Raw genomic sequence first — 26,016 nt, 5'->3', positions numbered from 1 at the left:
GTTAATAATTTTTTATGTAAAAGCACTACACATCTAAATTATTGCCTTGTTATTAAACCGTTTACCAAAGCTTACAAAGTTAAAGCGTAAGTTACAGATACAAAAAAGCCGAGATTGAATTTCAATCTCGGCTTTTTTAATACATAAAACTTATCGTTTTATATATTAGGTATTAGTTATTTGCGTTACGTTGGCGTAATACTTCAAACAAACAAATACCGGTGGCTACCGATACGTTTAAGCTTGAAACAGTACCCGCCATTGGGATTTTAACAAGCATATCGCAATGCTCACGCGTTAAGCGTCGCATGCCCTCGCCTTCTGCGCCCATAACAATAGCCATTGGGCCCGTTAAGCTTGCATCAAATACGTGGTTATCAGTTTCACCAGCAGTGCCTACAACCCATACGCCTGCATCTTTAATTTCGCGAAGCGTACGTGCAAGGTTAGTCACTTGAATTAGCGGTACTGTTTCGGCTGCGCCACAAGCTACTTTACGTGCTGTGCCGTTAAGCTTGGCAGAGCGATCTTTAGGTACAATTATAGCGTGAACACCAGCAGCGTCTGCACTACGTAGACATGCGCCTAAGTTATGCGGATCGGTAATACCATCAAGCACAAGTAAAAACGGTGTGTCTTCACGCGCGATTATCGCATCAAGATCTTTTTCGTTAAACGTTGGCGCTGCTTTTACGTTGGCAATAATACCTTGATGCTGCTCACCCTTTGATTTGCTATCAAGGGCTTTACGCTGCATAAACTGTACTGAAATACCAAATTTACGTGCTTCATCAATAATCGGAGTTGAGCGTTTGTCGTCACGACCTTTAAGGGCGTAAATTTCTACAAAGCGCTCTGGCTCGCTTTCTAAAATTGCTTCAACAGAGTGAAAGCCAAAAATTAATTCATTACTCACGTATTATCTGCTCCTGGGCTAGTACTTTTACGGGCATTTTTGCCAGCTCTTTTAGGCTTTTTAACTGCCTTCTTCTTCGGCTTTTTCTTTACGGCAGTGTCTGCTGCTTTTTTATCTGCGGGTTTAGTTGCAGACTTATTTGCAGGCTTGCCTTTATCTTTATTTGCTGGCTTTTTTTTACCTTTTGGTTTGTCATCGCTGTGTGACTTTTTACCCGGTACTTTGCCTGCTTTTAATTGCGAACGCACACTTGCTGGCGCATGCTCAGATTTACCTGAACCTTTTTTTGGCGCACGACGACGTGAGTATCTGTCTTGTGCAACATCGCCTTTAAGCGTTAAGTTGATACGGCGATCGTCTAAACTAACCGACGCAACTTTTACTGTTACTTTATCGCCAAGGCGATAAACTTTGTGAGAGTGCTCACCTATTAGGGTGTGTTTTGCAGCGTCATGTGCAAAAAATTCGTCGCCTAAATTAGTAACATGAATAAGCCCATCAATTTGTAAATCGTCTAAACGAATAAACAAACCAAAGTTAGTGACCGATGAAATAACACCGTCAAACTCGTCACCTACATGATCTTGCATAAACTCACATTTAAGCCAGTCGGCTACTTCGCGAGTTGCATCATCGGCGCGGCGCTCTGTGGTAGAACACTGCTCACCAAGTTGATCAACTTCGTCGTCGGTATAAGCGTATTCGCCAGACGTTTGCTGACCTTGTGCTTTTATAACTGCTTTAATAGCACGATGTACTACTAAATCTGGGTAACGACGTATTGGCGATGTAAAGTGCGCGTAAGCCGATAACGCTAAACCAAAGTGACCAATGTTATCTGGCTGATATACAGCTTGTTTCATTGAACGCAGTAGCATAGTTTGAATAAGCTCGGCTTCTGGGCGGTCACCTAGTCGCGCTAATACTTGGGTTATTTCTTTTGGTGTTGGCTCGTCGCTTAATGTGCTTTGAATACCTAACTCGCCTAAAAACTTAGTAAAGTTACCTAGTTTTTCGCTGTCTGGTTCGTCATGCACACGATAAAGCGCGCTTGCTTCGTGCTTTTCAAGAATTTTAGCCGCCGATACGTTGGCTAAAATCATACATTCTTCAATCAGTTTGTGCGCATCGTTACGAATAACAGGCACTATTGATTCTATTTTACGCTGAGCGTTAAATACAAAACGTGTTTCTAGGGTTTCAAACTCAATGGCACCACGCTCTTGGCGTGCAGCTTTAAGTGCCATATACATTTGCTGTAAGTCAGTTAAATGTGGCACTACGGCTGAGTATTCTTCGCGTAGTTTTTCGTCGTTTTGTAAAATGGCATTTACTTTGGTGTAAGTTAAACGTGCATGCGAGTTCATTATCGCTTCGTAAAACTTATAGCCCGAAAGTTTACCCGCGCTCGATACGGTCATTTCGGCAACCATACATAAGCGATCTACTTTTGGATTAAGCGAACATAATCCGTTAGAAAGCACTTTTGGTAGCATCGGAATTACTTGCTCAGGGAAATACACTGAGTTACCACGCAAAATTGCTTCTTTGTTAAGCGGCGTGTTCATTCCTACGTAATGCGATACATCGGCAATGGCAACCCATAAGCGCCAGCCACCCGATTTTTTAGGTTCACAGTATACGGCGTCATCAAAGTCGCGAGCGTCTTCGCCATCAATAGTTACAAGTGGTAAGTCACGTAAATCTACGCGGCCTTTTTTGTCAGCGTCTTCAACAAACTCACCTAGGTGAGCAACCTGTGCTTCAACTTCTTCAGGCCATACATGTGGAATATCGTGATTGCGCAGTGCGACTTCAATTTCCATACCTGGGGCTAAATGCTCACCAAGTACATCAATAATTTTACCTACCGCGTTCATGTTGCGGCTTGGATTTTGAGTGATTTTAACCTGTACCATTTGGTTATGGCGGGCACCGTTTTCGTTGCCTGGTAAAATCATTATATCTTGCGTTATGCGCGGGTCTTCAGCTACCACAACGGCAACACCATGCTCTACAAAGTAACGGCCAACAATTGGCGCGCGCTCGTTAGTAAGCACTTTTATAATACGTGCATCGCATTTTGAGCCAGAGCCACGTTTAGTGCCTTTAGCTAGTACAATGTCGCCATGTAACACCATATTCATTTGGTGCTTAGCAATAAACCAATCTTTACTCTCGCCTTCAACTTCTAAAAAGCCAAAACCGTCTCTGTGGCCTATTACTTTGCCTTTGGTTAAACCGGCTTCGTCAATTAGGGCATAGCATTTAAATTTATTAAAATACAGCTGTCCGTCACGCTCCATAGCGCGAAGGCGGCGTTTAAATGCTATTTGGCGTTCGTCATCGTTTACTGCTAGTTCTTCACATAATTGCGCGTAGTTAGCAGGTTTTGAACGCTCTTGAAGGTGAGTAAGTATAAACTCACGACTAGGGACTGGGTTTTCGTACTTTTCTTGTTCTCGACTGAGATTTGGATCTTGGTTTGACATTCACTATCTTGTTAGTTGGTTATGTAGGTATTTTAACCCATATAGTTATAATGAGACAGGTAAAAGCGATTAAACTTTTAAGAAAGCACTTTTACCTTGCTGTTTATCTTGCTGTATAGTTTAAAAATCTAGCGCAATGGGGCTTAACGACCCCTTAACTGCAAAGTATTTTCATCTAGTAGCAATACTAAAACTTATACTATTTTTTTTGTAGATTTTTCCACAGCAGTTTGCTTATATTATCAATAAAGCTTGGGTCTTCTTCTTTCATCGTAAGTAAAATCTGCTTATTCATTTGTGATTTATTTTGAGCGTAAATCCAGCGGTTTTTATTAAACTGCTGGGCAAACTCAAGTGCACCCGCTTGTAGTTCGTCGTTATTTGCAAACACAGCTTCAATCACTTTATTGTCTAGCAACTGCTTTGCACCAACACGCTCTCCTGACATAGCTAAACGATTAAAGAAGGTTTGCGAAATAGCTTTATTAATTATAGGAAACATCGACGGTACAAACGGCACCATTACGTCCACTTCAGGAAAACAAAAGAAGCCTTTATCTGACTTCATAAATCTAAAATCGCACGCACACGCAAGCACCGAACCATTGCCATAGGTATGCCCGTTTAACGCAGCAATAATAGGCATAGGAAAAGTAACTATGCGCTTAAACAAGTCACTTATTTGAATCATAAAGTCAGAAATAGCTGCAGGTAAAATACTTGGATTGGACATCCATTGAAGGTCGATGCCCAATGACCAGTTTTTGTCACTCGAGGACGTTAAAATAACTGATTTAATATTTTGATCTGCTTCAATGTGGTCAAGGTGTAAATTAAACTCGGCCAAAAACGCTGGATTGTGACGGTTTTCAGCGGTATTCATGGTGAGTATAGCGGTGTTATTTTTAGTTGTTAGTTCTATTAGATTTGCCATTAAACCCTCTTTTAACGCTTTTTAAGCTAACTTTAAGCGCTGTTCGTTACTTTTACATAACATAGTAATACTTTGCTTATAATTTATAAACCCACTATTTAAAGCCATCCTTTTTGTTTAGCTATACGTGCAGCATCTATACGGTTAGTGGCGTTTAGCTTAGCAATAGCGTCTGATAAATAATTACGTGTAGTACCTTCGCTTATAAATAACTGCTTGGCTATGTCGCTTGTTTTAAGGCCGTCGCTTGCAAGTTTAAGTGCTTTGCGTTCTTTATCGGTAAGTGGATCTGCGTCGTCTAATGCATTAATAGCAAGCTCTGGGTCTATCACTTTTTGCCCCTGCATTACTTTTTTAAGCGCATTTATTAGCTCTTCACTGGGTGCTTCTTTTAAAATAAAACCTTTAACACCTGCCGTAAGCGCTCGCCTAATATAACCTGCACGAGAAAATGTGGTCATAATAACCATTTTTATAGCAGGGAACTTAGCGGCTATTTTTTCGCTAAGCTCTATACCATTCATGGTCGGCATTTCTATATCAGTTAAAATTATATCGGGATGTAAATCACTATCAAGCGCTTCAATTGCATTGAGTGCATCTTGCCCGTTACTTGCTTGCCCAATAATCTCAATATTAAAATCAAGCCCTAACAATGCTGCTACTGCGTCGCGCACAAGCGCTTGATCTTCCACTAAATACACTCTGATCATTATAAATCCTTAGCTGTAATTGGCAGCACTACTGTTAAAGTAAAATTATCGCCACAGGTAAATGCTGCACTGCCATTTAGTTGCTCTGCTCGCTCTTTAATACCATTTAGGCCATTGCCCGAATTTAATGCGGAGCACGGTGCACGATCAATAACGGTAATGAGTAGATGCTGCGCTGTTTGTTCTATATTTATTTCGCAATTTTTTGTGCTGCTATGGCGTAATAAGTTAGTAACTGCCTCTTTAATTATTAACCCAGCGAACCCTTCAACCTTAGCGGGCAAAGTACTTACACTTACACTAACTTTTACACTAAAACCTTGCTCTATTAACCTTTGTTCTAATTGTGCTATTTGACTGACAAGATTAAGCTGTTTTAAATCACTTACAGCGTTTCTTACATCGCTAAGTAACTGCCTTGCCAAATCGGCCACTTGTGCAATTTCGCTATTTGCTTGAGCGTAACGCTCTCCTTGGTTTAATTTATTAGCAAGCTCAGCTTTTAAAGCAATAGATGACAGTGAGTGGCCTAAAATATCGTGCAAGTCGCGAGCTATTCGTTCTCGCTCAGCAATTGCTGCTAATTGCTCTAATTGCTTAGCGCTTTCTTGTTCGCGCTTTTTGTGTAAACGCTCTTTTTGACCTGCTATACCAAAGGCAAATAAAGCCCCACACAATATTAAAGATCCGGCTAAAAAGTACTTAACGTTATGTACATCAGCGGTATATGCAGCCCCTATAACGCTTACAATAACAGCTAGTGCTGCAAAAAGCCGCTGTTTGTAGCTGTATGATGCCCCTGCTATATAGGCAATAAATCCAAATAACGTTGAAGTGCCTGACGTATAAAATGTGGCACAAAAGCACACCAATAACATCACTATAAATAACTTGGTAACATTAGAGTTTTTGCAGTCCATCGCCTTGATGTAAAGCAGTATAAAAACAATGTAAAATGCGAACGTCATAACAATGTTATTTACGCTTAAATTGGAAATATTAAAAATGGTAGGCAGTAAATAAAAACCGGTGAAAATTAGCGGTGTATAATCCCAAAACTTTTTCCCTGACGTTTTTTCAGCTGTACTTAATGTGTCCATATTGGGGCCTCTGACTTATTCTTTTTATTTATAGCACTGTTTTTATTAATAAATATAAATAACATAAAAATGCTCATGAGTATAAAGTAATCATTTATTGAAACTGTAAAGCCCAGCCCATCAACAAATTCATTAATAGACAGGCTTATTAAAATTAAAGAGTTCATAATTATCCCCTGTTGAGTAAGGTAACTATGCCAGCGTATAAAAATAATAAGAGTGTGAAGTGTCATCAACTTTTATGACATTTGTCATGCGATAAAAAAATTCATCTTAAGAATTTTTAAGCAATGTTAATATGTTCAAAAAGTACAACAAGGAAACTAAATGCAGTCTCAGCAGCAAAGTTTAATTTATTTGCACATAGCGGTATTACTTTTTGGCGGAACCGCTCTATTTGCCAAGCTTATTGGTTTAAATGCTTTAGATATTACCGTTTACAGAACTGCAATTGCAGGAATGGCTATTTTAGCCATGCTGTATTTTCAAAAAAAACAAATTAAACTCAACAAACCTAAAGACTACCTTATTGCGTTATTTTTAGGTGTTGCGGTGGGGATTCACTGGGTTACCTATTTTGCTGGTATGCAAATGGCCGGTATAACTATTGGAATGCTGGCATTTTTTAGCTATCCCGTAATGACGGTGTTTTTAGAACCCTTATTTAATAAAAGCAGGCCAAAAGCAAAAGATATAATAAGTGCGGCGGTGGTTGTTTTAGGTATTTACCTTTTAGTACCAAGTGCAAACTTAGGCGACGATGTGACCCTAGGTGTAATAACAGGTGTTATATCGGCATTGTTTTTTTCAATCAGAAACATTACCCATAAGCGCTACTTTAGCCAATATGGTGGCCCGCAAACGATGTTTTATCAAACCTTAGTGGCAAGCATTATGCTGTGCGCATTTATAGAAGTGCCTGTATATGAGGTTAGTAATCACGACCTAATTTTAATTGCCATAGCGGGTGTTATTTTCACGGCTACACCTCATTCATTATTTGCAGCAAGTTTAAAGCATTTATCAGCGGCAACTGCGGGGTTAATTTCTTGCTTGCAGCCACTTTATGGCACCATACTGGCTATAGTAATTATTCATGAACGTCCTACTGTTATGACGTTAGTTGGTGGAGCACTCATAGTTAGTGCCGCTTGTTTTGAAACGTGGTCAATCACTAAAAAGGCTCGACAATGAAAGTATTTGCACACCGTGGTGCCAGTGGGGATTTTCCTGAAAACACCAAAAGCGCTATTTTAGAAGCGTTAAAAGTAGGTGTTGATGGTATTGAAGTAGATATTCAAAGTTCCTTAGATGATTACATGGTAATACACGACTCATGGCTCGATAGAACCACCAGCGGTAAAGGTAGGGTGAGTAACTTTACGGCACATGAACTCTCTAAACTTGATGCTGGAAATGGTGAAAAAATTCCCACTCTTCAGCAGCTGTTTGATTGGAATAATAATAAATCTTTATTAAATATTGAGCTTAAACATACGTTTGAACTAGAAAGGTTTGTGTCTCAACTAGAACAAAACATTGAAGCTAACAAAATATCGAAAGCGAATATTTTAGTATCATCGTTTGATCATCATCAACTACAGTGGCTTAAAAGCAAGCTACCATGGCTTAAAATAGGCGCCCTTACTTCTTCTATTCCAATTAACTATGCAAAGTTTGCAAGTGATTTAAACGCTTATAGCGTACATGCAGATAAAACCTTTATAAATAAGGCTTTTGCCGATGATGCAAAAAAAAGAGGCTTAAAGATTTATGCTTATACGGTCGATAGAGAACAAGATATAGCGCTAATGCTTGAGTATGGCATAGACGGAATTTTTACAAATTACCCAGCGCGAACCAAAGCTTACTTGTTATCGTTACAAAAAAGCTAACTTACACCTCCCTAACTAAAATAAGAATCGTAGGGCTTAAGCATAATGAGTAGTTTTATGAAAATTTATAACTATATAGAGCAAACATTCTTTTTTACGTTAACGCGTAAAATAGTCGGTAATTTAAGTTTTGTATTATTGTTCCAAGCAATTACGTTATTTTGGCTGCATCAGAGTTTAAGCGAACAACAGCAAAGTACAGGGCTATTTTGGCTGCTTACGCTTGTTATTATATCTGGTTTTATTTTTACTCTTTTTTATATGCGTTTTTTAATTGTTCGTCCTGTTACTGCTATGCGCGATACTTTGATAAAAATAAACCAACAAGATGCAAATTTAGCAGCAAAACTTCCTCACTTTTCGTATGACGAATTTAAAGATTTAAGTACACAATATAATATATTTACTGCCCATTTAAGTGAGTTACTCAGCACAACATATAACAGTGCTCAAGCTAGTGCACACAGTAATATACAAGTCACTGAATCGATGAAAAATACTGAGCAATCAAGCGAGCAACAAATACAGTTAAGCCACAGTATTATTAATGCCAGTATGCAAATAACCCAAAGCTTACAAAACATAGTAAATAATACAGATAGCGTGCATAACGTTAATAATGAACACCTTAACTTTGTAAAACTATCTGCATCAGAGCTCGCTGCTTTAGTAAAGCAGGTTAAACTTATTACTAATATGCTAGGTAGCTTTTCAAATACAATTGCGGGACTGAAAGAGAACAGTGAAAACATTCGTAGTATTTTAAAAATGGTTGAAGAGTTTTCTGATCAAACTAATTTGTTAGCCCTTAACGCCGCAATAGAAGCAGCTAGAGCGGGTGAAGCTGGCAGAGGGTTTGCCGTAGTTGCAGACGAAGTACGCACACTTTCAATAAAGGTAAGTGGCGCAACTAGGCAAATAAGCGACTTTATTACTCAAATGAATGAGCTAGTAAATGAAACAAATAAAGAGTCAGAGCAATTAATGATTCACTCCAATAATGCACAAAGCTCAATTAGTGCAACCTGTGAGGGTTTTACAAAAATGCTTAGTGAGTTTGAGCACAACCAACAGCAACTACAACAAATAGCCAGTGCTGTACATATGCTTGAGGGCACTCAAACTAATACTCACCAATCGGTAGAGCAAATAGTAGCTTTAGGTGAGCAAGCTAAACAGCAAATAGATACGGCATTAGCCGATAGCGAGCAATCTCAACAGTTAAGCTTACAGACCCAACAACAGTTAAAGCGCTTCGTGCGCTAAGAAGCGTTTTCGGGCTCAGAGAAATATGGTAAATTACGCAGCTATTAATTTAAGTGTGTGAAGTGTGTGAGCAACCCTACCCCAGACTATGAAAAATTAGCCCTACAAATAAAAACCTGGGGGCAAGAGCTTGGTTTTAGCGAAGTAGGTATTACTGATATTGACCTATCTAAGCACGAAGCCCAATTGCAACGCTGGCTTGATGCTGGCTACCACGGCTCGATGGATTATATGGCTGCTCACGGTATGAAACGCGCTCGCCCTGCTGAATTAGTACCTGGTACACAGCGTGTTATATCCGTAAAAATGAATTATCTTCCTCCCGATGCTGGCTTTGCAAAAACCTTAAAAAATAAAGAAAAAGCATACATAAGTCGTTATGCACTGGGTCGTGATTACCATAAATTAATGCGTAATCGTTTAAAAAAACTTGGCCAAAAAATAGAGCAAGAAATTGGCGAATATGGCTTTAGGCCCTTTGTAGATTCAGCCCCGGTACTTGAGCGTCAACTTGCCGAAAAAGCCGGTTTAGGGTGGCGTGGTAAGCATTCGTTATTAATTAATCAAGAAGCAGGATCGTGGTTTTTTTTAGGCGAGCTATTTATTGATTTACCTCTACCAATAGATGCAGAGAACACGTTTGAAGGCTGCGGAAAATGTGTTGCTTGTATTACTCTTTGCCCAACAGGTGCAATTGTAGAGCCCTACGTTGTTGATGCACGTAAATGCATATCGTACTTAACGATAGAACACCAAGGCCCCATACCCGAACAATACCGAACTTTATTAGGCAACCGTATCTATGGTTGTGATGATTGCCAGTTGGTATGCCCTTGGAATCGTTATGGACAAATAACGGATGAAAATGACTTTCATCCCCGTACTCAATTAAAAAATAAAGATTTACTTGAGCTATTTGCTTGGGATGAGCCTACATTTTTAAAAAATACCGAAGGCAGCCCTATTCGCCGCATAGGTCACGAACGTTGGTTACGTAATATAGCGGTCGGTTTAGGTAATGCAGAGTTTAGCCCGGCTATTATTCATGCCCTACAAGATAAAAGCCAAATATCCAGCGAGCTTGTTTTAGAACATATTGAATGGGCGCTTGCTCAACAAAACGATAAACAACGATTACAAATTCGTAAAACGGCTAGGTTAATCAGAATCGTAGAAAAAGGCTTACCCAGAGATGCATAATGCAGTTGGAGTAAGCCTTAAAGTAACATTATTTAATTAATTATATTTAGCTCTTTAAAAGCAATGACAGGTCTTGCTCAATTTCAGCAAAAGCTGCTTTTACCTTTTTAACAGACTCCTCTCTGGCCACTGAGTTTTGGATAGTTTCATCTACTTTTTTATAAATAAACACCTCCTGATCTTCATCTAATCCCATTGATGGGATACGTTCTTCGAGCTCTTCTTGTAACTGTTTAAACACTTTTTCGTTGTTTTGACGGTTGTCATTCAATAAGCTAATTAAGCCATGAAACTTACTGTGAACTGTACTTGCTACGGCATTAAGTTTTGCTTGTTGTGATTCAAGCATTTTCTTAGTCATGATGGCGCGTAGTTGCTGCTCGGTAACACTGACAATAAAACATACGTGGTCGCGTATACGCCCGTGTTTATCTGGATCGTGATCGGGCATATTTAAAATAAGTAAGCTAATCAATTCATAGTTAACTAAAATTCGATGCGAAAATTCATGTAAACGCCCTTTGTTTTTAAGCATTTCAAATAGCTCCACCACAATAGGTGAACACACGCCACTTAATGCAAAGTGACTAATTTCATCGTTCTCTCTAAACTCAACATTACTTTGCAAATCAAAAGATTGTAGGCAATCTATAAGCGCTTTACCTAGCTCTTGAGGGTCGTTAATAAAACCTATGTTTTCAACGTAGTTAACTATCTGCCCCATTTCACTGCTGTTAGCCATGGCATTAAATGCAGTTGATGTAGCATCTTCAACTTGCTTTTCAAGGCTTTGTTTTTCAACAAGTACTTGGTTTAAATTTTTAAGCTTTGACTTAAGTTCATCATGGCCAAAGGGTTTTACAATATAGTCTTCTGCACCAACTGAGTAGCCTTCCATGCGTTCTTCAACTGTGCCACGAGCAGACACAAACATAACAATAATGTGTGCTGTATTTGGGTTTGCTTTAAGTGCCTTACATACTTCATAGCCGTTCATTTGCGGCATACTTACGTCGAGCAATATAACCTGAGGCATATAGCCTTCAACCATGTTTAAACACTCAGGACCACTCGTTGCTACTTGTAATTCAAAATCAAGCTCCTCTAAAATTTCCTCAATAATTTCAAGGTTAAAGGGTTCGTCATCAACGGCAAGTATTTTAGTTAAGGCCATAATTTATCATCCATTCAAATTCTCAAAAAAGTTACTTGGCTTGCCAAAAAACAATTAATTACTGTGTTGTATTAATTGATCTTCAGCCAAATGATCATCTAGATTTATTTCTAATGGCACCTGTATAGATATAGTTGCACCACCATTTTCGTTGTTACGTGCAGTGATCTCACCTTGATGTAAAGACACAAACTCTCTACACAATGCAAGGCCCAATCCGGTACCACCGGCACCGCTATTTGTTTTGCTGCTTTGTACAAACTTAGTAAAAATATGTTCCAGCTCATCTTCTGGTATACCGACCCCATTATCGGTAACCTCTATAGTAGCAAGCTTATTATCTGACTCTAAATTTACCCGTATTTTACTTTTGGGTTCGCTAAATTTAAGTGCATTACCTAATACGTTTCGAAGTAACTGATTTATTTGCTCTTCATCACATTGCGCAATTACAGGTAATGGCTGCGCGGTAAATACAACCTCAATTTCTTTTTCCATTGCCGTACCAGATACATCATCAATACTTGTTTTTATAATGTTCGCTAAATTATATGGACGAGGATTAAATGGAAACTTACCCACATCTAGCTTAGATAGGTCGAGTAAATTATTTAGTAACGACAGTAAACGCTCACCACTACTCTCTATTCGCGATAGATATTTAATGAGTTTCTCTTTTGCAAAATCTCCAGTTTCTAGTTTGCTTAAACCAAAACGTGAAAAGCTTAAAATAGAGTGCATAGGTGTTCGAAGTTCATGCGACATGTTTGCTAAAAACTCTGATTTACTTAAGTTTGCAGCCTCAGCGACGTTTTTAGCGTGCTCGAGTTGTGAAGTACGCGCTCTTACTTGCTCTTCAAGGAGATCTTTTGCTTCAAGTAGTAAATCTTCTTTTTGCTTGAGGTGAGTTACATTTTTAAATATTACGGCAAGTGCTATTTCACCATGGTGATCTATTTCATTAAAAGATCCCACTAACGGTATATATCCCCCTGCAGTTTTAGATAAACGTAAGTCGCAGCTAAATTGGCGATTACTGTTTAGTGTCGAAATTTTATCTTTAATACCTAACGTTGAATCATCATCTAAAAAGCTAAATACTGATTTACCTTCAAGTTCGTTAAACGGTAAGTTAAATAGTTTTAAACAAGCATCATTAGCTTCTATCACTCTACCGCATTTCTCAAACAACATAATTGCATCGGGCGTATGCTTATAAATAACCTGAAGTAGGCTGTCTTTTTCAATCAGGGCATCAACTGTATCTTGTAGCCTTTCGACGAGTTCTGCGTTATGGCGTTTTAATAGCTCTGTTTGCCACAGTTTATGTATTGATTGTAATAATGAGCTGTCGTTCAATGGCTTAATAAGTACGTCTTCTACACCTTGACGAATAGCTTCAATCATTGAAACTTGATCGGGACGTGAGGTAAATAATAAGCAACGGCAATGTGGTTGCATTATTTTTAAGTTTGAAAAAATTTCTAAACCGGTTCCGTCATCTAAAACAAAATCACTTATCAGTATATCGATTTGCTTTTCTTTCGTAATTTCTAAAGCTTCTGCAGAGGTGGTTGCTGTATGGGTCTCGATATGAGCACCAATCAAGCTATTTTTCATTTTTTCGAGGCGTTCAGGAACATGATCGACGAGTAAAATAGTAGGTAACTGCAAAATATGATTAGAGCCTAATTCTAGTAAGCTCTCTAAAAGAGAAGTAATTTCTTTATTAGAAAAAAATGGATATATCACGGTTGCGTCAGGCGCAACATGATTTAGCTCACTAAACGCAGTTAGTTGCTCACCACTTTGTGCTTTTGGAGCAAGCAGCATAAAACGCTCTTGCGCTACTTGGCTAACAAGCGGTTTTATAGAATCAACAGGCACACCATGGGCAACAACAACTAAGTCGTAGTCGCCTATATTGGTATACATGTCTAGCATGCTGAAATGAATTAATTCGACTTCACATCCTATTAATTCTAAAAGCACTTTCACACGCATTGCGATGACACTGCTACTATCAACAATTAATATTTTTCGAATCATCAAGCTACACTTCAAATTAATAAACTTAATATGTTAATAGCGTAGACTATTTTTATTTAATTGGCATAAACCCTTCGTCTTATTTTGTAAAAAAATATTACAACATTATGAAAAATAATTTATTCCAGATGTTTTCCAAAAATAGTAAGGCTATACGCCTCATCATCCATTATGGCAACGCTTGGCAACTCACCCCATATTGCAAAATCAAAATGCTTAAACAATTTAACACTCGGTAAGTTATGACTAAAAATAAAGCCGAGTAATACTTTAATATTTAATTGCTTAGCTTGTGTTTGAGCAAATATCATTAGCTTTTTACCAAGCCCTTTACCTTGCGCTTTACTGGTAATGTAAATGCTCATTTCTACTGTGCCGTCATAAGCTGGGCGCCCATAAAACGATTTATAACTTACCCAAGCAAGTACTTGGTTATTTTCGCAGTAAACGTAAATAGGCCTTTTATCGTTGTGGCTATTAAACCAGTCACGCTTTTCGTCAACGCTCACTTCTTGCGTATCTGCAGTTACCATTCGCCCTGCAATAGTTTCGTTGTAAATGGCTACAATTTCATTAAGATCATTAATAGTTGCTAAACGGATTGTCATAGGTCATTAGAGGGTTGATCAATTTGTTCCATATTAGCGTATGATTATCCAATCAAACAATCGTAAAGTTTAGGTAATGTAATGCTTAAAATAATTATAATAGGTTTAACGGCTTTACTTATTAATGCCCCCCTTCAAGCTCAAACACCATCAACCATAAATAAAACCTCTACACAGGACTGCCAAGATTTTACCAATGTAGATATACGAAAGCTTCGCTCAAAAGAATCTATTAACTTGTGCCAATTTAAAAATAAACCTTTGTTAATAGTAAACACGGCAAGTAATTGTGGTTTTACATATCAATTTAAAGGCCTTGAAGCGCTATATCAACAATACAAAGAGCAAGGTTTAGTCGTATTAGGGTTCCCCTCTGATGACTTTTTTCAAGAAGAAGATAATGAAAAAGAAACAGCGAAAGTATGCTTTGTAAATTACGGTGTAACTTTTCCCATGTTTGCCACCAGCAAAGTTCGTGGTAGCGAAGCAAATCCAATTTTTAAATATTTGAATGAGCAAACTAGCTCTCCAAATTGGAACTTTTATAAATACTTAGTGTCTGCTGATCGTAAAACAGTTTTACGGTTTAACAGCAAAGTGGCACCTAATTCAGAGCAAATGATTACTGCAATTGAAACTGCGTTTTCTGATAAATAAGTTTATACTGGTACAATTAGTTGAAACTAACTAGAATGATATTTCAATTCGGTTAAAAAAACACCACACTATACTCGGGAGATTTTATGACAGTAGCAAGCGCACGACATATACTTGTAGACAGTGAAGCACAATGCTTAGACTTAAAAACAAAAATTGAGCAAGGCGAAGACTTTGCTGAACTAGCAAAAGCACATTCTAATTGTCCTTCAGGTCAGGATGGCGGTGCTCTTGGTGAGTTTGGCCCTGGTATGATGGTTCCAGAGTTTGATAAAGTTGTGTTTTCTGCGCCAATTAATCAAGTACAAGGCCCTGTGCAAACTCAATTTGGTTATCATTTACTTGAAGTTACTAGCCGTTCAGAATAAATTTAACTGTACTGTAAGTAACATTTGATAAAAGCCGCTTATGCGGCTTTTTTATGGAGTAATTATGCAATTAATTGGTTCTGTACCTTCACCTTACGTGCGCCGCATTAGAATTTGGGCACAACAAAACAACTGCAAACTAGAGCTTGTAAGTCTCGATATATTTTCTGAGCAAGATCGCCCTACTATGGCCAGTAAAAATCCAGCTCGAAAAATCCCAATACTGGTAGATGGCGACTTAACTCTTAGTGACTCTAATTCTATATTGCGTTATTTACTTGAAAAAACAGGTCAGCCAAAACTAACGTGGCCTCAAGAGCACTTACTTACGACTATAAATGCCTGTAACGATTCGTTAGTAGAAATGGTGTTATGTAAACGTTCTGGATTTGACACCAAAAGCGATAAATTATTTTTTAATCTGCAAAACGAACGTATTGAACAAACATTAAGCTTTTTAAATACCCATTTAAGCGATGAAGAATTTAAAAGCTGTGAATACCTCAACATCAGTTTATACTGCCTGCTTGATTGGATTTGCTTTCGCGAATTAGCTGACTTTAGTCAGCATTCAGCGCTTGTTGCTTTTCATAAGCAATATGACGAGCGCCAAGCAGCAATAGACACCAATCCTCGTCACTAATTTAAAAGGGTAAACACATGAGCGATATCGAAATTGAATCACAACTAGTTAACTTCGTAGAAAAAGTACGTGTTAGCGAAGTAATTTGGGCACTTGGTGCAGAAGATAATGGCTTTGTAGTGTGCGATTCTAACCAATTTGACGAAACTGACGTACTACTGCTTTGGGAAAGTGAAGCAGCAGCTAAAGCACAGTGTAAAGAAGAGTGGAAAGATTACAGCCCAGTAGAAATCAACCTTGATGAATTTTTAGATGCATGGGTTGAAGACTTAAATGAAGATAACGCACTTGTTGGTATCAATTGGAATGACGACCAAGTATGTGCAGAAATTGAACCTACAGGTTTAGCTCGCGCATTGAGTGAATAATACTTTATACGCTTTACTCTAAAAGCGGATAAAACCCGACTAGCATCTACTGCTAGTTGGGTATAAAATAAAACACATCATTATTTTCAAGGTATTACGTTGAAAACCCATCTTGGTCGCCGGCCCTTTTCAGCCATGGAACTGCACACTCTTTATAATGGATATATATACGGTGATTTTAAAGTTGCACGAGAGCAACCAAAACACTGGCATTTTTGGCTCCCTTTAATTGCATATTATAGTGGTGCTTATAGCGATGAGATTGGTTATTTAACGCTTGATGATCTGTCCCTTGAAAAAAACGTCTTATGCTTTAATTTTCATACCCACGGTAAAATAAAACCTCGCTTAGTTCCTGTACATCAAGCACTTATAAATGCTGGATTTAATGAATATATAACGTTCATCAAATCGCAAAACCAACACCGATTAATGTTCGACTTACCCGCTAAAACTGGCAGGTACAGTGAAAAAGTCCGCATTTGGTTTTCAGGCGAAGGTGAGCGAGCCGGTTATCTGCAAAAATGTGATATACCAAACGTAGATCAACTCGGTATGAAAACAGCAATAAGTAGTCTTCGTCTTAACTTTGAGCAACAAGTGCGTATATACGCCCTACAAGCTAACTCTAAAGACGCTTTTAATTACTTGATGGGTTTTAACGAGTATCCACACGATGTGTTTAGCGATACCCACTTATTAAATACCGTTGTCCAACAAATACGTATTATTAACTCACACCTGCATTGGCAGCGTTTTATAACGCGCGAAAGCCACTGACAAACTTTGTTACTATTTCCCCTTAAAGTCACCGTTATAATCAATTACTCTATTTAAAAAAACTGTTAGGATATCTAACCCCCTAATTATATGAGCATAAAAAAGCCTATTTAGGGTAGTTTCTAACAACAACAATCTAGGGATCACTATGTTTCTTAAAAGCCTCTTAACAGTGAGCGTTGCTTTGGCAATGGGTGCTGCAAACGCTAACGAATTCGTTATTGAAAAACTCGCAAAACCAAGTTCACAACAGGTGTCGTTAACACTCGACCCGAGCCAAGATGCATTCACAGGGATGACTGAGATTTCCCTAGAAGTACTAAAACCAACAAAATACATTGAGTTAAATGGCGTAGCTTACGCTGTTAAAATGGCGCAACTGCTTGGTGATGAAAACTGTGATTTAAACAATGAAATGCTTAAAACAGGTAAAGTAAAATTTAGCTGTGATGAGCAAATTCAACCAGGTAAATACACACTTAAAGTTGATTTTTCAGCGCCATATAACCGTCAAAGTGTTGGTTTATACAAAACATTAGACCAAGGCACTCCTTACTTATTTACTCAATTTGAAATGAGTGATGCACGCCGTGCATTTCCTGTTTTTGACGAGCCAAGTTACAAAATTCCATTTCAGTTAACGATTACTGCGCCTACATCACAAAAAGTATATTCAAATACGCCAGAGTTAAAAACAACAGTTAATGGCGATATGACCACACACTTTTTTGATAAAACACCGCCAATCCCTTCATACCTAGTAGCGATGGCTGTTGGCCCGTTTGAAGAATTAGAAATTAAAGGCATGCCAATTCCTGGTCGTGTAATTACCCCTCAAGGTAAAATTCACTTAGCCCAATACGCAAAAGAAAATATGCCAAAAGTACTGGGCGCACTTGAAGCGTATTTTGGTATCCCTTACGTTTACAAAAAATTAGACTCAGTAGCGGTACCAGAGTTTCCATTTGGCGCAATGGAAAACTCAGGCTTAGTGACCTACAGAGAAGATATTTTATTGGTTGATTTAGCTGCCGCAACACGCAGTAAAAAACAACGTAATGTATCAATTATTGCTCACGAACTTGCTCACCAATGGTACGGTAACTTAGTAACCATGAAATGGTGGAACGACTTATGGTTAAACGAAGCGTTTGCTAGCTGGATGGCTGCAAAAATTACTAAGCAGCTTAACCCTGAGTTTGAATCGCACTTAGACCTGCCACAAAACAACGTAATGGCACTTGATGCACGCCTAAGCACCAAGCCTATTCGTAAGCCAATTAAAACCGAAGCTGACATTATGGATGGTTTAGGTCTTGCTTACAGTAAAGGCAGCTCAGTACTTGCTATGGTTGAAAACTGGATTGGCGAAGATGCATTTCAAAAAGGTATTCAAAGCTACTTAAAAGAGTTTTCATATAAAAACGCAGAAGCGGCCGACTTATGGGAAGCACTTGGTAAAGCATCAAATAAAGACGTAGCGAGTGTTTTAAAATCGTTTATTGAACAGTCTTCTTTCCCACTAGTTAAAGTAACTCAACAAGACAGCAAAGTAACTATTTCACAAAGCCGCTTTGTAAATGCAGGCGTTGATGCGCCAGAGCAGTTATGGAATGTTCCGGTTGCAATTAAATATGGTGCTGGCGATAAAGTAAAAACAGCAAATGTATTACTTAATAAACAAAGCCAAACGCTAGACTTAGACTTTGAGCCAGAATGGATTTATCCTGACCAAGGTGCACTAGGCTACTACCGCTGGGTAATGGATGACGCACAATTTAGCGCACTTGTTAAAAAGGCGCCAAGCGTACTGAGTGACCGTGAACGCCTAGCGTTGTTATCGGCTACTGATGCACTACTTGACGCTGGTGTTATATCTGCTGCTAAGTTAATGCAAACACTTGAAGTGTTCGTAAGCGATAGCCACCCTCGCGTAGCAAATACCGCGCTAGGTTACTTAGTATCGCAACAACGTACTTTTAAAGACGATAGCAATAAAGACCTATGGCCTGAATTTATTCGTAATGCAGTAACGCCTGCAGCTAAAAAATATGGTTTAGAAGCTAAAGCGGGAGAAGACGGAGCTATTGCACAACTTCGTGCGGCCGTTGTATCACGCTTAGGTTTTGATGGTGAAGATCAAAACGTAATCAGTAAAGCGAAAGAACAAACACAAGTTTATTTAAATGCTCCACAAAAAGTAGACCCTTACTTAGCCGGTACGTACTTAACTCTTGCTGCTTTTCATGGTGACAAAGCGCTGCTTGATCAATTCATGACAACGTTTAAAACAACGAAAGATCCACAAGTACGCACTAACATGCTTGCTGCAATGGGCTTTTTTGGCAAACCTGAATTACAAAAAGCGGTATTAGCTTATAGCTTAACGGATGAAGTAACTGCATCTGACATGCGTACTATTTTGTCAGGTCAAAGTTATACAGATGAGCGCCAAGCGTTATTTATTGACTGGGTTTACAGTAACTACGATAAAGTAACAGCAAGCTTACCGCCTTTCTTTATTCCTAACTTACCGTACTTTACAACGGCGAGTTGTAATGCAGAAAGCTTAGCTAAAACAAAGACCTTTTTTAACGAAAAAGTAGCTGATGTAGCCGGTTACGCTCGTACATTAAGTAAGCTTGAAGAAAGCACAAACGATTGTATCGCGCTTAAAACACGTGAACTAGAATCGGTTAATAGCTTCTTAAAAAGTAAGTAACCCTTAGGTTTATTAAGCTATAAAAACACAAAAGCCGCTGAATATAAATTCAGCGGCTTTTTACGTTTATATTTACGTTTATATTTTTGCTTTATTAATTACCAATAATCATCGTTAGCTTAGCAATAAAGTCTTTTGCTGCTTGCTCAGAGTTTATTTTAAATGCCACACCGTAGTGAATAGGCTGAGCACTTTTAAAAATACGTGTAGGAAAGCGTGTCATCTCGCTGCTATGAAAGTAGCCTTGCGCACGAGTTACGCCATCAATATCACTAAAGTCATCGCTAAACACCTCAAATGCTGGGCGAATTACTATTTTACCCTTGCCGCTTTCGCTGTGGGTATAAAATGCTTCTTTAGAGTTTACTAACATGTACTCTGCAATATTTTTAATCTTAAAATTACTTCTACACTGTAATTTAATGAGCTGTTCTGCCAGCTCGTCTGCACTATAAGCCACGTGTAATCCCTATTAGTTAATTTGCGTATTAGATTAACGCATACACACAATAAAATCTGAATTTATTTGTCTGCTTTACTGCGTTATATCACATACAAAAGCGAGTTTTTCATTGTTGTAACTCATTCTTGTTATATTTGTTTCGCAGTAGGTGCTTAAATTAAGCCATTGCGATACTTCATCACTTCCATCAAGTTTACGCTGATAAACGCGGTTTTTAATAGCATAAGCGATAGTTGCATCATCTTTCAAAATAAAATCTTGAACTTGAGCAGGTAACCTTAGAAGGTCTTCAACCTGTTTATCTTGTGGATTAAAACTCGCTAAAATATGTTGCTCGTTTTTAGTGTAACTAAATAAAAATGCAGCCGTAGAGTTGTTATAAATAAGCGTTCGGCCAATATTGCTGGCAGCTATTTTCCCCTTCGCCTGTGCAACAGAAGTATATTGAAGAGTATGAGGCTTTCCTAAAATAAACATCACTAAATCATTTTGAACGCCCCAAGCATGGTACCCAACAGGTTCAATCCAATCAAAAATACGACTTGGCGCATCTTCGCTTTTGAGTGGGTATTGCCACAGTTTTTGCTTACCATCTACCTCTACAACAATCGCTGATACTGCATCACCACTTGGCATAACCGTTGGTGAATATTCGCTTACGGGAGAGTTACTGATATTAATAACTTTTTTTGATGTTAAATCATAATAAGCAATATCGGTTTGGCTTTACTCATCTGCAATCACCTCATGAGTAAAGTATAAACCTGTACTTGTTAAGTGCGGTTGGTTGTTATAACTGTTTTTATCACTCACTATACTAACTTGTACCCCGAAAGGTGTATTTAAATCAGCAAGTAATACTTGACTTTTTGGCATGCTAGCCTGCGCCATAATTGGGCTAAGCGCTGCTATAGAAAATATCCCAAGTAATGGTTTAATAAGTTTCATGCTTTCTCTCGTTTTAATTTTAAGCACCTCATGATAACGTTATTTGCTGATGACGTCACTTGAGCTAAGTCAGTCAACTCTTAAGATACCCAAACGGCTTAAAATAATGTTAAGTTTAGTCTGGTTATAAAACCTGGTCCTAAAAAAGAGAATTAACATGTCAGCTAAAAATCCTATTATTGCGATTACGGGTTCATCTGGTGCGGGTACAACCACCACAACCAATGCAATTAAACATATTTTCCGTAGCCTTAATATTCAAGCGGCTTTTGTCGAAGGAGATAGCTTTCATCGTTACACTCGCCCTGAAATGGATAAAAAAGTACGAGAAGCACAACAAGAAGGTAAACATATTAGTTACTTTGGCCGAGAGGCCAATGACTTTGGCGCTTTAAAAACACTGTTCGAAAACTATAGCGAAACAGGCCAAGGTAAGTTACGCCGATACTTACACACCTTTGATGAAGCCGTTCCGTACAATCAATTACCGGGTACATTTACTCCTTGGCAAGACCTTGATAGTAATACTGATATTTTGTTTTATGAAGGGTTACACGGTGGTGTAGTTGATCAAGATGTAGACGTAGCAAAGCATGTCGATTTATTAATAGGCATGGTTCCAATTATTAACCTTGAGTGGATTCAAAAATTAATACGCGACACATCCGAACGAGGCCATTCTCGCGAAGCGGTTATGGGCTCTATTGTGCGCAGTATGGATGACTATATAAATCATATTACCCCGCAGTTTTCTCGTACCCATATTAATTTTCAGCGGGTGCCTACTGTTGATACATCAAACCCATTTAGCGCCAAAGATATTCCATCTCTTGATGAAAGCTTTGTAGTTATTCGCTTTAGGGGTATTGATGATGTTGATTTTCCTTATTATTTACGCATGATCGAAGGCAGTTTTATGTCTCGTATTAATACGCTTGTAGTACCAGGCGGCAAAATGGGCTTGGCTATGGAGCTTGTGCTTACCCCATTAATTAAAGATATTATTTTGAAAAAGCGTGCACTGGAAAACCTAGCACCACTCGATTTACCTATTTGATTACCGACTCTTTTTTGTTAAAGCTAACTCACGTACACTGCTGATTTTGCTCAAGGTGAGATCAGCATGTCACAACAATTAAAAATTATTGTCGGTTCTAAAAATCCTGTAAAAATAAATGCCGCTAAACATATTTTTACTATGTATTTTCCAGAATGTATCATTGACTGTGAAGGTGTGAATGCTCCCTCAGGCGTGCCCGATCAGCCTATTGGCGAAGACGAAACACGTATTGGCGCGCAAAACCGTGTTAATTATTGCAAAAAGCACCACCAAGCTCATTATTACGTTGCAATGGAAGGCGGTGCTGAGCAATTTAGCTATGGTGCAGCAACCTTTGCTTACGTTGTTATTGATAATGCCTTAAATCAAGTTGTAGGGCGTAGCAGCAACCTTCCTCTACCCCAAGTACTTTATAATGCATTACTTAAAGGTGAAGAACTTGGCGATGTAATGGACAAAGCATTTAATACCACCAACGTTAAACAAAAAGGTGGCGCTATTGGTCTACTTACCAACAATCATGCCACGCGCGAAAGTACCTATACACAAGCACTCACTTTAGCTATGGCGCCTTTTTTACACCCTGAGCTATACAGCCAAACAAATTAATTTAGGAAGTTTAATGAAGTACAACTATGTATTGTTTGATGCAGACGAAACCTTATTTAGGTTTGATATTTTAGCGGGCATGACTCGCATGTTTAAAGCTTACAACGTAGATTTTAGCCAAGACGATTATATTCATTATCAAAAAACCAATAAGCAGCTGTGGGTTGATTATCAAAATGGCACTATTAGCGCAGATTACTTACAAGTGACACGCTTTAATGAGTGGGCTTCAAAACTTAATGTGCCAGCAAAAGAGCTAAACGATGCTTTTTTAGATTCTATGGCGCAAATTTGCGAGCCATTACCTGGTGCTATTGAGCTTTTAAATAAACTTAAGCCAAATGCTAGATTAGGTATTATTACTAACGGATTTGCCCGCTTACAAACCGTACGCCTTGAGCATACTGGCTTAAAAGATATGTTTGAATGGTTAGTTATATCTGAACTTGTAGGTATAGCAAAACCGAATAAAGCGATTTTCGAGCACACATTTGAGCTAATGGGTAACCCAGATAAAAGCGAGATACTTATGGTAGGTGATACTGCTGCAAGTGACATACTTGGCGGCAACAATGCAGGTATTGATACTTGCTGGTTACAACACCCTGGTGAGCAATTAGCCGACGGAATAAAGCCAACCTATACCGTAGCTAGTTTAAATCAGTTACAAGCTCTTTTAGAGTTATAATAAAGTATAGAGCTATTAAATTTCACACAAAAAAATGACGCTAATTAGCGTCATTTTTTATAACTGTTTTTCGAGCTGCTCTTTTACTGCTTTTAGGCTGGAGCTAACTCAAGACCGGGTGCAGGCATCGTCACAGGCGTTTCAAATGTTGCCCACTCCCATGCTGACTCTGTAGCCATAATTTTACGAAGTAATTTATTATTTAAATCATGACCCGATTTAAATGCAGTTACTTTACCTAAAAGATTATGGCCTGTCATAAACATGTCACCAACACAGTCTAATATCTTGTGCTTAACAAACTCGTCGCTATAACGTAAACCGTTAGGATTTAAAACTTTGAACTCATCAAGTACCACAGCACTATCCATGCTACCACCTAGCGCTAGGTTGTTTGCATGCATGTATTCAATATCTTTCATAAATCCAAAAGTACGCGCACGGCTAATTTCTTCAATAAAGCTTTGCGTTGTTATATCCAACCCAATACGTTGGCGACTTTCATTGATAGCTGGGTGGTTAAATGCAATCTCAAAGTCGATATGAAAACCATCATATGGTTCAACTTCAGCCCACTTATCACCTTCTTCAATGCGTACTTTTTCTTTAATACGGATAAAGCGTTTAGCAACGTTTTGCTCTTCAATTCCGCCTTTTTGTAACAGATATATGAATGGTAATGCACTACCATCCATAATCGGCACTTCTGAGCTATCTAATTCTACAATTAGATTATCAATTCCCATTGCAGCAACGGCTGCAATAAGATGCTCAGTAGTCGATAAGCGAACACCATCTTTGTTAATTAAACAGGTACACAACTGCGTATCACCAACGGCTTCAGGTGTTGTTTCAAAATCAACAACCGGATCAAGGTCGACACGACGAAATACAATCCCAGTATTTGCGCTCGCAGGTCGGAGAGTTATTGTGACCTTCTCACCTTTATGAAGTCCAATTCCTATGGCTTTGACTACTTCTGCAATCGTACGCTGTTTAATCATAGGTATGCTCACTTTTAAATCAGTTATAGTTATATGGCGGATTTTAACATAAATCCTTTTGCCTTTCAATATTTGTACATATTTCAAACAAAAGTATTATTAAATGTTAATCAGCCTGCTTACGTAAAAAAGCGGGGATATCAAAATAATCACCACCTTCTGATTTATCCGCTTTTTTACTATTTTGTGCTGAAGAGCTTGATGCACTGCTTGAACTAGTTGTAGGCGCTTTTTCTTTGCTTTGCGTTTGCGCTTTAGCAGTGTTTTCTTCAGTGTTTGTATCTTGGCTTGCAAAGCTTGGTACGTACATACTGCTCGTTTGGTTTGATGTGCTTGCAACATCAGAACCTGATGCTTTTTTAAAGCCGTTATCAACAATACCAAACTGTGGACGACGATCGCCGCCTAAGCCAGTTGCAACAACCGTTACACGTAGCTCATCAGTCATTTCTGGGTCGATTACCGCACCAACAACAACCGTTGCGTTTTCTGACGCAAGTGCTTTAACGTGATTACCAACAATTTCAAATTCTTCAATCGCAATGTCCATACCTGCGGTGATATTAACTAAGATACCTTTAGCACCTGTTAAATCAACGTCTTCTAGTAGTGGGCTTGAGATAGCCGCTTCTGCTGCTTCTTGTGCACGATCAGGGCCTGACGCAGACGCCGTTCCCATCATTGCAGTACCCATTGCAGACATTACAGTTCTAACATCGGCGAAATCCACGTTAATTAAACCAGAACGTGTAATTAGCTCTGCTATACCTTGTACCGCACCAAATAATACGTCATTAGCTTTAGCGAAGGCATCTAGAAGTGTAGTCCCTTTTCCTAAAACTTTAAGCAATTTATTGTTCGGAATTGTAATAAGTGAATCTACAATTTCTGACAATTCGTTAATACCTTGTTCAGCGGCTGCTGCACGTTTTTTACCTTCAAAATCAAAAGGACGTGTTACAACTGCAACGGTTAAAATACCGAGTTCTTTAGCAATTTTAGCAACTACCGGTGCTGCACCAGTACCTGTACCACCGCCCATACCGGCTGCAATAAATACCATATCGGCGCCTTCAAGGCTGGCACGAATTGTATCTGCATCTTCTTCAGCCGACTTACGGCCTACTTCAGGGTTTGCGCCCGCACCCAACCCAGAGGTTATTTGCGTGCCTAGCTGAACTGTAATATCGGCAGCAGAGTTACGTAATGCTTGCGCATCCGTATTAGCGGCTATAAAACGCACGCCTTCTATTTGTTGTTTAACCATGTGCTCAACAGCGTTACCGCCACCACCGCCCACGCCGATTACTTTTATTACAGCTTCTTCGCTGTGTTGTTCCATTATATCAAACATGTTTA

Annotated in this window: 24 protein-coding genes and 1 pseudogene; 13 read left to right on the top strand and 12 right to left on the bottom strand. The window is 38.7% G+C overall.

Annotation, left to right across the window (positions count from 1 at the left end; all coding sequences use genetic code 11):
* Nucleotides 1-172 precede the first annotated feature (172 nt).
* The 5 genes from rlmB to I6F42_RS08775 all read right to left on the bottom strand — a co-directional run bounded on the left by rlmB (nt 173) and on the right by I6F42_RS08775 (nt 6,155).
* The gene (rlmB, locus tag I6F42_RS08795) at nt 173-916 is read right to left on the bottom strand and encodes a 23S rRNA (guanosine(2251)-2'-O)-methyltransferase RlmB (protein WP_007378377.1); all 744 of its coding nucleotides are present in this window, start codon (nt 914-916) and stop codon (nt 173-175) included.
* The gene (rnr, locus tag I6F42_RS08790; RefSeq protein ID WP_197151827.1) at nt 913-3,408 is read right to left on the bottom strand and encodes a ribonuclease R; all 2,496 of its coding nucleotides are present in this window, start codon (nt 3,406-3,408) and stop codon (nt 913-915) included. The genes rlmB and rnr overlap by 4 nt, the downstream gene beginning before the upstream one ends.
* Before the next feature lie 199 nt (nt 3,409-3,607).
* Entirely contained in the window at nt 3,608-4,342 is a 735-nt protein-coding gene (locus tag I6F42_RS08785) for an enoyl-CoA hydratase/isomerase family protein (protein ID WP_197151826.1), read from the bottom strand.
* Nucleotides 4,343-4,440: 98 nt separating this feature from the next.
* Nucleotides 4,441-5,055 carry a DNA-binding response regulator gene (locus tag I6F42_RS08780; RefSeq protein WP_058154167.1) on the bottom strand — a complete coding sequence of 205 codons (615 nt, stop codon included), beginning with the start codon at nt 5,053-5,055 and terminating at the stop codon, nt 4,441-4,443.
* A complete protein-coding gene (locus tag I6F42_RS08775) occupies nt 5,055-6,155 on the bottom strand; it encodes a sensor histidine kinase (RefSeq protein WP_197151824.1) in 1,101 nt (366 codons plus the stop codon). Before I6F42_RS08775 ends, I6F42_RS08780 begins: the two co-directional genes overlap by 1 nt.
* 327 nt (nt 6,156-6,482) lie before the next feature.
* Between I6F42_RS08775 and I6F42_RS08770 the strand changes: the two genes are divergently transcribed.
* The 4 genes from I6F42_RS08770 to queG all read left to right on the top strand — a co-directional run bounded on the left by I6F42_RS08770 (nt 6,483) and on the right by queG (nt 10,516).
* Nucleotides 6,483-7,349 (top strand): DMT family transporter, encoded by an 867-nt coding sequence (locus tag I6F42_RS08770; protein ID WP_007579930.1) that lies wholly within the window; start codon nt 6,483-6,485, stop codon nt 7,347-7,349.
* The gene (locus I6F42_RS08765) at nt 7,346-8,050 is read left to right on the top strand and encodes a glycerophosphodiester phosphodiesterase family protein (protein WP_101164449.1); all 705 of its coding nucleotides are present in this window, start codon (nt 7,346-7,348) and stop codon (nt 8,048-8,050) included. The genes I6F42_RS08770 and I6F42_RS08765 overlap by 4 nt, the downstream gene beginning before the upstream one ends.
* 45 nt (nt 8,051-8,095) lie before the next feature.
* Nucleotides 8,096-9,316, top strand: a complete 1,221-nt coding sequence (locus I6F42_RS08760; RefSeq protein WP_197151822.1) for a methyl-accepting chemotaxis protein — start codon at nt 8,096-8,098, stop codon at nt 9,314-9,316.
* A 66-nt stretch (nt 9,317-9,382) separates the two neighbouring features.
* Complete coding sequence (queG, locus tag I6F42_RS08755; RefSeq protein WP_121955309.1) at nt 9,383-10,516, top strand: tRNA epoxyqueuosine(34) reductase QueG; 1,134 nt, start codon at nt 9,383-9,385, stop codon at nt 10,514-10,516.
* Nucleotides 10,517-10,562: 46 nt separating this feature from the next.
* Here queG and I6F42_RS08750 read toward each other — a convergent pair whose 3' ends face one another.
* From I6F42_RS08750 to I6F42_RS08740, 3 genes are all read right to left on the bottom strand, one after another.
* Nucleotides 10,563-11,690 carry a PleD family two-component system response regulator gene (locus I6F42_RS08750; protein ID WP_007579920.1) on the bottom strand — a complete coding sequence of 376 codons (1,128 nt, stop codon included), beginning with the start codon at nt 11,688-11,690 and terminating at the stop codon, nt 10,563-10,565.
* A 54-nt stretch (nt 11,691-11,744) separates the two neighbouring features.
* Nucleotides 11,745-13,739, bottom strand: coding sequence for an ATP-binding protein (locus I6F42_RS08745; protein ID WP_197151820.1), 1,995 nt, complete (start codon nt 13,737-13,739; stop codon nt 11,745-11,747).
* Between the two features lie 119 nt (nt 13,740-13,858).
* The gene (locus I6F42_RS08740) at nt 13,859-14,347 is read right to left on the bottom strand and encodes a GNAT family N-acetyltransferase (protein ID WP_197151818.1); all 489 of its coding nucleotides are present in this window, start codon (nt 14,345-14,347) and stop codon (nt 13,859-13,861) included.
* 81 nt (nt 14,348-14,428) lie between these two features.
* Between I6F42_RS08740 and I6F42_RS08735 the strand changes: the two genes are divergently transcribed.
* From I6F42_RS08735 to I6F42_RS08710, 6 genes are all read left to right on the top strand, one after another.
* Nucleotides 14,429-15,004 carry a glutathione peroxidase gene (locus I6F42_RS08735; protein ID WP_024609133.1) on the top strand — a complete coding sequence of 192 codons (576 nt, stop codon included), beginning with the start codon at nt 14,429-14,431 and terminating at the stop codon, nt 15,002-15,004.
* Between the two features lie 86 nt (nt 15,005-15,090).
* Nucleotides 15,091-15,372 (top strand): peptidylprolyl isomerase, encoded by a 282-nt coding sequence (locus tag I6F42_RS08730; RefSeq protein WP_002958009.1) that lies wholly within the window; start codon nt 15,091-15,093, stop codon nt 15,370-15,372.
* A gap of 64 nt (nt 15,373-15,436) precedes the next feature.
* A complete protein-coding gene (locus I6F42_RS08725) occupies nt 15,437-16,015 on the top strand; it encodes a glutathione S-transferase family protein (RefSeq protein WP_197151816.1) in 579 nt (192 codons plus the stop codon).
* Between the two features lie 17 nt (nt 16,016-16,032).
* Complete coding sequence (locus I6F42_RS08720; protein ID WP_007579911.1) at nt 16,033-16,383, top strand: DUF2750 domain-containing protein; 351 nt, start codon at nt 16,033-16,035, stop codon at nt 16,381-16,383.
* A 99-nt stretch (nt 16,384-16,482) separates the two neighbouring features.
* Nucleotides 16,483-17,163 carry a hypothetical protein gene (locus I6F42_RS08715; protein WP_024590219.1) on the top strand — a complete coding sequence of 227 codons (681 nt, stop codon included), beginning with the start codon at nt 16,483-16,485 and terminating at the stop codon, nt 17,161-17,163.
* Nucleotides 17,164-17,311: 148 nt separating this feature from the next.
* Nucleotides 17,312-19,885, top strand: coding sequence for a M1 family metallopeptidase (locus I6F42_RS08710; RefSeq protein WP_197151813.1), 2,574 nt, complete (start codon nt 17,312-17,314; stop codon nt 19,883-19,885).
* Between the two features lie 94 nt (nt 19,886-19,979).
* Here the strand turns inward: I6F42_RS08710 and I6F42_RS08705 are convergent, their stop codons facing one another.
* Together I6F42_RS08705 and I6F42_RS08700 are read right to left on the bottom strand one after the other, a co-directional pair.
* The gene (locus tag I6F42_RS08705; protein WP_010554306.1) at nt 19,980-20,345 is read right to left on the bottom strand and encodes a hypothetical protein; all 366 of its coding nucleotides are present in this window, start codon (nt 20,343-20,345) and stop codon (nt 19,980-19,982) included.
* Nucleotides 20,346-20,420: 75 nt separating this feature from the next.
* Nucleotides 20,421-21,296, bottom strand: a pseudogene (locus I6F42_RS08700) (hypothetical protein).
* A gap of 157 nt (nt 21,297-21,453) precedes the next feature.
* On the opposite strand from I6F42_RS08700, the gene I6F42_RS08695 reads away from it, so the two are divergent.
* From I6F42_RS08695 to yjjG, 3 genes are all read left to right on the top strand, one after another.
* Entirely contained in the window at nt 21,454-22,353 is a 900-nt protein-coding gene (locus I6F42_RS08695) for a phosphoribulokinase (protein WP_197151810.1), read from the top strand.
* A gap of 66 nt (nt 22,354-22,419) precedes the next feature.
* Nucleotides 22,420-22,965, top strand: coding sequence for an inosine/xanthosine triphosphatase (yjjX, locus tag I6F42_RS08690; RefSeq protein ID WP_197151807.1), 546 nt, complete (start codon nt 22,420-22,422; stop codon nt 22,963-22,965).
* Between the two features lie 13 nt (nt 22,966-22,978).
* Nucleotides 22,979-23,653, top strand: coding sequence for a pyrimidine 5'-nucleotidase (gene yjjG, locus I6F42_RS08685; protein WP_010554302.1), 675 nt, complete (start codon nt 22,979-22,981; stop codon nt 23,651-23,653).
* Between the two features lie 92 nt (nt 23,654-23,745).
* Here yjjG and lpxC read toward each other — a convergent pair whose 3' ends face one another.
* Complete coding sequence (lpxC, locus tag I6F42_RS08680; protein WP_007582940.1) at nt 23,746-24,657, bottom strand: UDP-3-O-acyl-N-acetylglucosamine deacetylase; 912 nt, start codon at nt 24,655-24,657, stop codon at nt 23,746-23,748.
* Nucleotides 24,658-24,763: 106 nt separating this feature from the next.
* The gene (gene ftsZ / locus I6F42_RS08675; protein WP_007582938.1) at nt 24,764-26,011 is read right to left on the bottom strand and encodes a cell division protein FtsZ; all 1,248 of its coding nucleotides are present in this window, start codon (nt 26,009-26,011) and stop codon (nt 24,764-24,766) included.
* Nucleotides 26,012-26,016: the final 5 nt, after the last annotated feature.

Origin of the sequence: Pseudoalteromonas sp. SWYJZ12 (assembly GCF_015864395.1) — a bacterium.
GTDB classification, from domain to species: domain Bacteria; phylum Pseudomonadota; class Gammaproteobacteria; order Enterobacterales; family Alteromonadaceae; genus Pseudoalteromonas; species Pseudoalteromonas arctica.
The sequence above is the reverse complement of the archived record's forward strand: the minus strand, read 5'-3'. Positions and strand labels throughout refer to the sequence as shown.